Origin of the sequence: Noviherbaspirillum sp. Root189, from assembly GCF_001428545.1 — a bacterium.
GTDB lineage: Bacteria > Pseudomonadota > Gammaproteobacteria > Burkholderiales > Burkholderiaceae_D > Noviherbaspirillum.
Map to the genome: position 1 here is coordinate 1 of NZ_LMHZ01000074.1, position 2,613 is coordinate 2,613.

Sequence of the window (2,613 nt, forward strand, 5' to 3'; positions counted from 1 at the left end):
AATTTACTTCTTTTTGTACGCTAGTAAATTTGGCTGAAAATCGGCGGCTTAAGGGTGGCAGGTGTCAAAAAATGCAGCCAAAATTACTTCGCTCGACGGATCTCGATGCGGACCCAGAGCGGGTCTTCGAATGCCGTTTTGATAGCACCGGATACACGGCCCAGCAGATCAGTCAGCGATACGCCGCGACCCTGCAGTATCGATATTGCCAATGTGTCGCGGCTGGAAGGCAGCCACGCAGAAAACGGTGCCAACGCCATCCCTTGCGGCACGAACAATCGACCAGTTGTGGTGTCCAGCTGCGCCCCGAAAGACTGAGCCAATTCACTGTCTTCGGTGGGTACGGACAAGAAGGTTTTTATTGCCATAGAGCCGATCTGGATTCCGAGTGCCCTGCTTTAAGTGTATTACCCGATTTGCTTAAAAACGCATTCAGCTACCTGGTACGCAGCTGCAAGTGGTTACGTCACACGAACATGCCATATTACGCGATGCCCATATCCGATGTGATTCCTGTTACGTTTGCTTGTGTATTTGAATGATGTATGCAGCGGCATTCTCTCAACAATTAATCGTACTTAGATGGCTGTTCCCAATAGGCATTCAGACATTCTGTCGCTTTTATTAAGTTTCGGAAGTCGAGCCGAAGAATAGGTTCGTGTTTAAGTCACGAGCGGCCCGTTCCATTTATCGGCGACATTCACACTGAAAATTTATAAGGTCTTCAATCATAGCCGGCCATCAGGTGCAAACCGGACTCAACCCGGCCGCATTTGCTTGCGAGTGTTTGGGAGGAAGGTGGTTGCCAGTCCAAGTAGTGGAAGGAATGAAGTAACACCATAGACCCAGACAATTCCATACGTATCGGCCAGTTGTCCCAGACCAGCAGCGCCAATGCCGCCGATGCCAAACATTAATCCGAACATTAACCCAGACACCAAGCCAACACGGCCTGGTACTGCTTCCTGGGCATAGACCACCAGTGCCGCGAATGCCGAGGACATTACCAAGCCGACCGTGCTAGCGAGCACAGCAGTCCAAAGCAAGTTGGCATACGGCAGTGCCAAGGCAAATGGGGCGACACCCAGGAACGAAATCCAGATTACCGCCTTTCGGCCGATACGGTCGCCCACTGGGCCACCTGCAAAGGTACCTATGGCCACTGACGCCAGAAAGATGAACAGGAAGATTTGGCTTTCCTGGACGGCAAGCCCGAATCGCTGAATCAGGTAGAAGGTGAAGTAGTTTGTGAATGACGCGATGTATACGAACTTCGCAAACATCAGGATGCAGATGACCACGACGGCTTGAATGATACCGGAGCGGCTGAGCCCTTCCTTTTGGTGGCGCGCCAGTCCCTTCAACTGGGCGTGTCCGTGCGTGAGGGTCCATCCTGTGAGGCGGAATAGAACAGCAATTGCGATCAATGCTGCGACCATGAACCAAGCAATGGCAGACTGCCCATGTGGAATAACAATGGCCGCAGTCAGCAGTGGCCCAATCGCCGAGCCGGAATTACCGCCTACCTGGAACGTGGACTGGGCCGTACCGAACCGACCGCCGGATGCCATCCGAGCTACCCGCGATGCTTCAGGATGGAATGTAGCGGAACCAACACCAACAACTGCAGCGGCGAATAGCAGCATGGAGTAGCTGCCAGCGATCGCTAGAAACACTATACCTAGTAACGTCACGATCATCCCGCAGGGAAGCAAATAGGGCTTGGGATGTTTGTCGGTGTAGAGACCGACCCATGGTTGCAACAGGGAAGCCGTGACCTGATAGGTCAGTGCAATCATGCCAATCTCGCCGAAGCTGAGCGAAAACTGCGTCTTCAACATTGGGAAGATGGAAGGCAGCATTGCCTGAATCAAGTCGTTCAGCAGATGAGCGAATGCAGCCGCTGCGACGATGCGCGCAAAGAAGGTTCCTTTGGGTTGGTCTCCGGCCGAGATCACAGAAGAAATGGTTGTGCTATCGAGGGCTGCTGTCTTGGTTGTCATAGGTTGGTCACGGACTGCAAAAGGTTACTGGCGAACGGTTCGTTTCAGTTAACAAAAGCCATCAGGTGTAAGGAGGTCAAACCAAGCCGTCTTGCGCGAGCTAGTAAAGCTGGCGGAAAAACGCTGACTTCACGGTAAGACCACCAAAAATATAGCCAAAATTACTTCCATCGACGTCCCCCTAAGCCAGATATGACGGCTCTCGCATAATACGTGCAGTTGCTACGCCTGCCTGAACGTAACCGGAATTTTGCACTACCTATCGCCATATCTTAAGCGACGAACGAAAATCAGCACGGTTTAGCACCTCGCTTCCCTTATGCATAATCTCTACCGTTCGAGTAAAGGACTCCAGCTTCCAGAGGTGCCCACTGACGAGAGGCGGCTTTGCTAAAACACTCGACTCTCCGGTCCAGTATGGCGCCATAAATATCAATGCGCCCTGCGCTACGCGGGGCGACGTTGAAATCGGGACGCTAAATGACGTTGTTGTTCTGGTCATTTCGAGAACGTTGAATCGCCCCTGGTTTCATAGACACTTCCGAGCCTTACAATTTGGCTAAAGGGAGGTGTTATGAGCGGCAAACGGTACACAGAAGAATTCAAGGTG

At 52.1% G+C, this 2,613-nt stretch carries 2 protein-coding genes; both read right to left on the reverse strand.

The annotated features are described in order from the left end of the window. Positions 1–83: 83 nt before the first annotated feature. Entirely contained in the window at positions 84–368 is a 285-nt protein-coding gene (locus tag ASE07_RS26335; RefSeq protein ID WP_057293792.1) for a DUF5710 domain-containing protein, read from the reverse strand. A 390-nt stretch (positions 369–758) separates the two neighbouring features. Then, positions 759–2,003 carry an MFS transporter gene (locus ASE07_RS26340; RefSeq protein ID WP_057293793.1) on the reverse strand — a complete coding sequence of 415 codons (1,245 nt, stop codon included), beginning with the start codon at positions 2,001–2,003 and terminating at the stop codon, positions 759–761. Between the last annotated feature and the right edge of the window lie 610 nt (positions 2,004–2,613).

What these genes read in the sequence shown, in the direction of transcription:
- ASE07_RS26335 (WP_057293792.1), bottom strand. Translation starts at nt 368, where the DNA reads ATGGCAATAAAAACCTTCTTGTCCGTACCCACCGAAGACAGTGAATTG.
- ASE07_RS26340 (WP_057293793.1), bottom strand. Translation starts at nt 2,003, where the DNA reads ATGACAACCAAGACAGCAGCCCTCGATAGCACAACCATTTCTTCTGTG.